This window comes from Bacillus silvicola (genome assembly GCF_050524305.1).
Lineage (GTDB): Bacteria > Bacillota > Bacilli > Bacillales > Bacillaceae_G > Bacillus_A > Bacillus_A cereus_AT.
Genome location: NZ_JBNGVC010000001.1, coordinates 1,299,574 through 1,307,632 on the forward strand (window position 1 = coordinate 1,299,574; position 8,059 = coordinate 1,307,632).

Below are 8,059 nucleotides of genomic sequence, written 5' to 3' on the forward strand. Positions count from 1 at the left end.
TCTTTTCTAAATCTCGTTCCCCTTTAAATATTTCTAATGAATCTTATGCCGGAATAAATTCGATTTTATCGATGACTACATTTGTTCCAGTTTCAGCTACAATCACGAACCAGTGATTCGCATATACTGTCTGTACGCCCAAGTCCGCATATTGAAATTCGTTATATGCTGTTGGAAGTCCTCCACCATAAGTTCTTTGAATATTAGTATACTTATCACCAGTAGGAGTAGATACCCGTAGCCTACCACCAGTTGTACTCCCATAACGGAATCTAACTCGATAATTTCGGCTTCCTGAGGAAGTAAAACTAATATGCAACCGCCCCTCCCCAGCAGGTGTATTTCCAATCAACTGTACAAAATCTCCTCCTGTACTACCAGTTCCTCTCCTGACAGTAGCAGTTCCCGTCGCAATGTTTTCTAGTCCATTCCCTTTCACCGCTGGAATTTGGGTGATTCTACCCGATGCTATTGTATTGAATAGATCTACACTGTTATGAGTCCAGCCAAATAACAAGGCGCTTAATTGTTTATACTCAGGCCATGCGAAAGGACAGCCATCCCGTACAGGCTCAAATTTAATCCAAGATAATCGATGATTCTCAATAGAATGATCCCGCGTACTTCTTGCATATATATCTTTGTATTGTGGCAAATCACGCTGCCAAAATTCACCACCAACACCTATCGTTCCTGCATTTAATGAAAGAGTGCCAAAATTCACCCATAATTGTAACAATCTCGTTTCAAACCACTGTTGCGTCCGTGCATAATTCCAATAATACTCTCCAAACTCAATTCCAGGCCTATCAACCCTCGTATAATTTGTTTTTTGACCCTCTACCGGAAGCCATTGGTCACTGGCATTCGTTTTTCGAACTTTTTTCTCCAACCCTACCATCAGATCACCATGTGTAAAATTAGTTGACTTTCCCGTATACCTTATATACAAATTCATCCCTGTTAGCCAAGTAAATAACTGTGATTGTCGATTTCCTAACATGCGATTTTCTATGCCATCTATCGTATTGAGGGCGGCATCGCTCCACCATGTTGTTCCCCGTATATCCGTATAAACTTCTCGTGTGAGCTCTGATTTGACTGGGGTACTATAAAGGCCCGGATCATACGTTGGAAATAGCGTAATAATATCCAATACCATAATAGTCATGTCTCTTCGGTACGCATTGTATAAATTCCAATTTTCTGTACCTCGGTACTCTCCTTTAGCATCACGGAAACGAACAGGTGTTCCGCCCGATTGATTATACTGCGTCCATGGGTAACGATTATAGTCAGATACGTTTGCTTGTAAGCTTTTGGCTTGTTGTAACCCATTATTATACGTATTCACACAGTAATCTGTATATGTTGCTGTACGTGATTGGAGCCTAGTATACATATCATCCCATTCTTCACCAGGTAGAGAAGACATACCCCATTCTTTCCCAAACTTAACCGCGTCTCGTAATAGGAGTAAATGTAGATTCGCAGCTTCTGCATACACATTTACTGCTAATTGAAATGATGGCATAGCTGATTCGAAATGCCTATTCGCACCACGAAACTCGTTCAATACCCGCTCTTTGTTTTGGATACTATTTGGATTTTTGTTCCAATCATCAGCTGCGAGTTGGTATAATTCCAAAACATTTTGGAGGCCTTGTAATTCTAAAATTGCTTTTTCTCTTGCTTTTTGATCAAGCTTTTGATCGATCAGATTCTCCACCGCATTCATAAATGATTCCCACACTGCTTGTGAATTTTTTGTAGGCCAAAGCAGACCAAGTAGTGCACCTAGGATTCCAGCGGCTACTCCAGCTGGAGGGAATGGGACTGAAAGAAGATAGGACGCGATATTTATACTTGTAATAACTGCATCCCTTACATCTTTGCTATATCCTTCTTCCAGGACAGTAGAATTTCCATTGGTACACATATTCATCCACTCTTTGTAACCCATATTTCGTAGTTCAGAACCTGGTGCCTGTGCAAAAGGGTACCTTGGTGGACAAGACATGCTACCACTATCCAGTATTTCATATCCATTGTTATTGCAATTTTGATTCATTGACAATCCTCCATTCTGTTTCTGTGTGTAACGCTCTGTCCGTATAAATCATGCCCTCGAGTTTCTTACTTCGGGATATTCTGAAAGGTCAGTGTTCCTGTAAACCGAAGAAATTGACTTTCTTGCTCTTGCACCGGTGTGACGTCAAATGCTGAAATCAAAATATTCTTTTCTTCAATTTGATAGTCTGGAAGATTTGCTACGCTAAATTTCAGCACCGTATTCACTGGAATATGTACAGTATGACTCAGTTCAATTTGGTTATCACGCCCTGAGGACGCACTATATTTCTCCCCACATTCTCCCTGCACTTGTGCATTGACCATATAAGGGATGCTTCCTACTACTTTCAAAAGATTCAGCGTAACATCGACTGGTCCACAATTGTCTACTGTAATGGTTTTCTGAGCGGTTTCTTTTACAATAGATAAACCAGACAGGTTATATACAAGTTTTCGAGTACCGTTCGGTACGTATACAAAACCATGTGGCACCTGTACCATTGAACAAAATGACACGCTCGATTGAACTTGTTCTGGATCGTCTATCGTTGCCGCAGACTGCAAGACGCCTTCGAGTGGATAGGCACGTGGTGTATGTATCATAGGTTGATCTCTCCTATATTCACCTTGTTTCAACACGTTCACCTCCTACTGTATGTTCCCCTATTTCTGTAAACACGTTTGAAGTGAGTGAAATGACGAATCGTCACTTACGTAAAGGATACTGGAATATATGTATAGAAATTATTTCCTCACACTTTAGTATTCCCTACTCAATTGCTCTTCCCTTTGTCGAAATAATTCTATTTTTTGCTATTTTTCGCATCAGTTTTTATGAGGGAGATACAAGATAAATATATGTGGTATGCAACATGTTAGAACAAAAAATAAATCAGGCTTTTCCCTTTACGCAAGTACCTATGCCGTTTGTGTGCCTAGCTCATACAATGTACAGAGTTTAAAAAATAGAAAAGCAAAGGGGGAAAATGAAATGTGTCGTAGTAGAAGATTTTGTGAAGATGATTTTCGTTGCCATAGAAGATTTTGTGAAGATGATTTTCGTTGCCATAGAAGATTTTGTGAAGATGATTTTCGTTGCCATAGAAGATTCTGTGAAGATGATTTTCGTTGCCATAGAAGATTCTGTGAAGATGATTTTCGTTGCCATAGAAGATTCTGTGAAGATGATTTTCGTTGCCATAGAAGATTCTGTGAAGATGGTTTTCGTTGCCATAGAAGATTTTAGCACCGCCGTCCGTTTCGTCACAGCATTCTAGGTTTACTAGAGAGACTAAGCCTGTGGACTTGCATCACCATCCAGTTTGATTGTCAACCACCTGTCACTGCTTTATTTCATGACATCTTCCCATGTGAAGATACCATTTCCGTAAGTGGGCTCGATGGCTTTGATGATTGTTTTTGGGTTACCTATATAGCGATTGATAGAATTAATGCGGTATCTGTCGTATCAAATTGCCCAAGACCTTGTTAAATATGTTAATCTGAATGATTACAAAAAAGGAATACCTTCCTCTTTTTCTGGAAAATACTCCTTTTTGGATATGCCTACCATGTAACATGTGTATTTCTATCGCACATCTACATAGGCTGGGCTTTCTGTTACATAATATGTTTTACCTTTCGAATTGTGCACCTGATTATGATATAACGCCCCCTTTAAATCTTACATACTCCCCTGATACCCATTGGTCGCCACCGGCGTTATACCAACCATTTTGAATCCCCCAAGATTGATACGTTTCACCTTGGTGCACATTTTTTACGATGCCATAGTTAGTCCCTGGGCCAGTACGAACTCGTAATACATCTGCTGTAATCGTAACTACACCTACACCATCATTTGAAGGTTTCGAAGGCGCTGGTGCATTTCCTCCAGTATAATGAATGTATGATGGATCGTTATAAATCCACTGATCGCCACCGAGGTTTAACCAACCATTTGATTGTCCCCACACTTTGTAGGACTCTCCTTTCCCTAATTGACGAATAACCTCGTATCCAGTACCTGGACCTTTACGAAGGTTAACGCGATCCCCCTCAATATAAACAATCCCTGTTTCATTAGTTGAAGGGAGAATAGGCTTCGGTGTTACTAGATTACTGCCACCATTATATGCCCTTTGCACACGCTCAATAAAACTGTTCCAACGTCAATATCCTGCTGTATCAAGCATTTTATTAATAATATCTATTATTGGAGTACCCATAGGAAAGTTCCACACACTTGACTTTGTAGTCGGTGGAATACTAATAAACTTACGGTTGAATCCAAGAGACTCTAGCAAGTCAGCTACTTCCTCATGTGGATAGCCCCAGAAAGTACGATTCCAAAGAGCCTTATCTTCTTGAAGTATAACAAGTTGATCATAAGCTTCAATATCCCTGTAGACCCCTTTTACTTGGTCGGAACGAGTAGGCGAATTAAGAAGAAATACTCCTAGCGGAAACTCTAACCAGTTGCCGTCTGGCATTTCAATTTCCATGTAGGGCTTGATTCGATCGCTCAAATAGTTAATCACATCACGCTTTGGAATGAGAGTGTCCTCTTCGTAAGTGACTGCTACATTAACATACTTGAGTCGAACATTGTCAGCTGAGTTGTGCCTTCCAGCACTCCATTGTAGTTGCACTCTCAACTTTCGAGCGTCTGAACCAGCTGGTATACCAAGAGAACCATATGGAACAGTTGTGACCCAACTAGACCAAGTAGTCCCACCATTCAGCGAGTAGCGAGTTTTGACTATATTTTCTGGACTCCAAGAGCCTTCTCTGGTAAGTGTGCCAAATACATTGTCATATGACAGCTTAGCTTCTTTAACTCGTGGAATGTCAACTCCCTGGTACGTACTATTGCTCATATCAAGTACAGGGCTTGTAGCAATACCAGAGTAGATCGCTTTAGCTGTTCCACTAAAATAAACATTATCGTAGTTACAAATACCATTGAGAACTCCTGAATCGCAAGCCATTAACAAACCGTAACCAGCACTAGCTCGGCCAGCTGGAACAGTTACTTCTCCCTCCCAGCGATACCAGTTGTTAAATCCCGTGTTGGTCATAGTTACATTTTCATTGAGTCGAATGTTTCCAGCTGAGCTCATAGCGTATACATAGTTAGGGTGAATCTCTCCGTTAAACAAGCGATAAAAGAACGAGACGTATATCTTTTGACCTCCACTAACTACTACCAATCCGTTACCTATTGTTTGCATTCCGACGGGTTGTGTGTTAGCTGTGTCACGTTTGACCTCTTGAGCGTAGCTACCTTGCCAACCGCCTCCTTGTGAAACCGTGTAGTAATTAACTCCGTTAGCCCAAGGCTTGAACTCTCCAGCCATCCACCCGTGAGCTTGCTCTGGATTGTCTGTTACTGTTCGCCAACCATCTTCCAATCTTGAGTTTGTAATTGTTCCACTGTAAGGTTGTAATCTCATCTCGCCATTATCCATAGCTACATTGGTCTTACTCCAAGATTCAAATTTCAAGTTTGCCACATTTGACGCAAGGCCTGTGTAGAAGTTTACTGAGCGTGATCGTCTTTCAATATGAGCTGGCATGTATTCTTCTCTTAATGTAAACTTAGCGGTTCTCTTGATAGCGGAGAAGGCTGAGAAAGCAACCTCTCCGTCAAGAATGTTGTCAAGTGTGCGCTTGAAGTTTAAGTTCTTATCTAATAAGTCATATCTAAACCGAATGTTACGAGCCTTGGTTTTAGCGTGTAATACATCATAAACCTGCTCATCAGAATAACCTTTCTGTGCTAATGGTTGCATTCTCTCTCCTCCTATGTTGTTATATTATCAGTATCATAGTGAGTCTTGGTAAACTCGCAACTCATTACGAAACCACTAATTTGCTTATCTTTCATATTGACTTTATCCGTTGAGACGAACATCTTACGACCCGATCCGTCTCGGTACAAGTAAACTTCTCGCTTGTTCAACAAGTCGCTCACCTGCTTAGCCTCGAACCAAGTGTCAACCTCCCACTCGATACTCAACTCTGTCGTTTCATTCTCACCGTACTCTCTTACTGGGTCTTTACGTCCAACAAATCGTTGTAGCGCTGAGTCGACCTCAGTAGAGCTATCTCGATCAGTTACCATAGTCAGAAAATGCAAGTCAGTTATACTGTCTACATCTTGAACAATAGTTTCATTGAATGTGTGCATAAACTGGCGAGGTGGACTTTCTGACTTGGTGTTATTTACCAAATTCCATGCTACGAGTTTGTACTCATAAAGCGTTTGACTCGCTGGCGTATAGTCAAGGAATCCTCCTCGAATACCGTCTAGTGGCCTTGGCTGGAAAGGCGCACTCTGTGGGAAGTTACCTTTCAACAACATTGGCTGAATAAAGTAGGTGTCATTTGTCGAGTTGTTTGAAGCTACAAACATTAGCCTCTCAGTACCAGTTGGAGTAGTAAATACTTTATACTGAACACCGCCAACCATCTCTGCTCCAGTACTCGCTCCTGTGTTCGTCTGAGGTCGGATATACCAACCAGAGCTTAAACCAATGAGAGTGTATTGTTGACCAGCTTTAACTGGAATGTAGACATAGCTCTCAAGGAATGTTGCTGCAGGTGCTTGAATCCTCATTTTGTAAGGGGTCATTATAGTTGTCTGAGCATGTCTAACCCAACTTGAGTCTGTAAAGCGTGGCACTAAGTTGCCAGTGTCAATTGAGCTAACCACTGGGTTTCCTGCGATTAGTTCCCACTCAGCATTCCCAGTAAGTGTATACTCTCGACGATAGCAATCTATTAAGTTAGTAGCTACTGGAGATGTAATTCTCAACTGAATACCACTCACAGTTACGTTAGCCCCTCCACTCATAGGAGTTCCATACACATTGTCAAATACTACTCTGACTTTTGCTACATTAGCTGGAGCTACTCGACTTGCATAAACTTCTGACTTTGCACCACTGCCAGCAACTTGACCAGCTGGATCTGCCGTGCTTCCTATGTCATTTCCGTTAGCATCATAAAACCAGACAATGCCTCGTAATCCATTGTTATCAGAAAAACCAACTACCTCATAAGTAGCACCTGCAACGATTGGAATCTGAGTAGCATCAAGATAGATAGATACTCCAGCAAAGTTATTACCAGCTGTTAGGTCGCTCACATTCACTTTGTAGCTTGTTGCATCCACCGGGACAATACGAGAAAGCGATACATTGCCTCGACGCTCCCAATCATTTGCAAAAGTAACTCCGTCCTCCGTGATAGGTGGTAAGTTAATGCCAAGCTCACCTTGGTTGTATACTACGTTAGTAACACCAGAGCCAGCTTCCTCAACTCGTTGAATAATTGGAATAGCTGGAGTTGCAAAGTTGACGGAGAAGTCCGTCCTCACAAAACTAGACCAGACACCGCTTGAGTTGACTCGTAGTTGAATGTAGTAAGCCTCGTTCGTTATTAACGTGTAGTTAAGCCTTACACTACGCTCAGTAGTGCCAGTAGTACTCCAAAGAGTGACTCCTCCAGGGTTCTTTAAGAATAGTTCAAACTGTAATTGCTCCACAGAAGTCCATTCGACTACCATAGTAGCCTGTGGATGAACAACTGCGTAAGTTGGATACACCATGTTAGGAGCATTACTAGGATTAGCTGAGATAGCCAACTGCTCTGTCGTCCAGGAGCTTTGCAAGTTAAAATCGTCCGTTGTCTTAACAGACCACTCGAACATTCCAAGCGGCAATGTGCTGGATGGCATATTGTAATGCTGACTCGTAGAGTTGACAAAACTCGTTGAGTTCGGTACGTAGTTCCAGCTTCCTCGGTTACCACCAGAATAAACGGTACGCCAACGGAACTGATAACCCATTTGAATTGCTTTAGGGTCAGCCTTCCAGCTAAACGTGTTAATTGCTGTTCGATCAATCGTAGAGCCAACTACTGGAGTCGTTCCAGTTGGCGCTTTTGGTGCTACATCGTGGAAGATAATAAACCAGTCTGA

At 41.7% G+C, this 8,059-nt stretch carries 5 protein-coding genes and 1 pseudogene; 1 reads left to right on the top strand and 5 read right to left on the bottom strand.

Going from position 1 to position 8,059, the window contains the following annotated elements:
- Positions 1 to 43: 43 nt before the first annotated feature.
- Together ACP6L7_RS06915 and ACP6L7_RS06920 are read right to left on the bottom strand one after the other, a co-directional pair.
- Positions 44 to 2,071 (bottom strand): insecticidal delta-endotoxin Cry8Ea1 family protein, encoded by a 2,028-nt coding sequence (locus ACP6L7_RS06915; RefSeq protein WP_430528977.1) that lies wholly within the window; start codon positions 2,069 to 2,071, stop codon positions 44 to 46.
- Between the two features lie 65 nt (positions 2,072 to 2,136).
- Positions 2,137 to 2,712, bottom strand: a complete 576-nt coding sequence (locus ACP6L7_RS06920) for a hypothetical protein (protein ID WP_430528978.1) — start codon at positions 2,710 to 2,712, stop codon at positions 2,137 to 2,139.
- A gap of 347 nt (positions 2,713 to 3,059) precedes the next feature.
- Between ACP6L7_RS06920 and ACP6L7_RS06925 the strand changes: the two genes are divergently transcribed.
- Positions 3,060 to 3,350: a hypothetical protein gene (locus ACP6L7_RS06925; protein ID WP_430528979.1), complete on the top strand. Its 291-nt coding sequence runs from the start codon at positions 3,060 to 3,062 to the stop codon at positions 3,348 to 3,350.
- 381 nt (positions 3,351 to 3,731) lie between these two features.
- Here ACP6L7_RS06925 and ACP6L7_RS06930 read toward each other — a convergent pair.
- The 3 genes and pseudogenes from ACP6L7_RS06930 to ACP6L7_RS06940 all read right to left on the bottom strand — a co-directional run.
- Positions 3,732 to 4,244: pseudogene (locus tag ACP6L7_RS06930) on the bottom strand (SH3 domain-containing protein); the annotation flags it as partial.
- Positions 4,245 to 5,867: a hypothetical protein gene (locus tag ACP6L7_RS06935; RefSeq protein ID WP_430528980.1), complete on the bottom strand. Its 1,623-nt coding sequence runs from the start codon at positions 5,865 to 5,867 to the stop codon at positions 4,245 to 4,247.
- Positions 5,868 to 5,878: 11 nt separating this feature from the next.
- A partial coding sequence (locus ACP6L7_RS06940) for a hypothetical protein (RefSeq protein ID WP_430528981.1) occupies positions 5,879 to 8,059 on the bottom strand: 2,181 nt, incomplete at its 5' end.

Coding starts and splice junctions, on each gene's coding strand:
- ACP6L7_RS06935 (WP_430528980.1), bottom strand. CDS start 5,867: ATGCAACCATTAGCACAGAAAGGTTATTCTGATGAGCAGGTTTATGAT.
- ACP6L7_RS06925 (WP_430528979.1), top strand. CDS start 3,060: ATGAAATGTGTCGTAGTAGAAGATTTTGTGAAGATGATTTTCGTTGCC.
- ACP6L7_RS06915 (WP_430528977.1), bottom strand. CDS start 2,071: ATGAATCAAAATTGCAATAACAATGGATATGAAATACTGGATAGTGGT.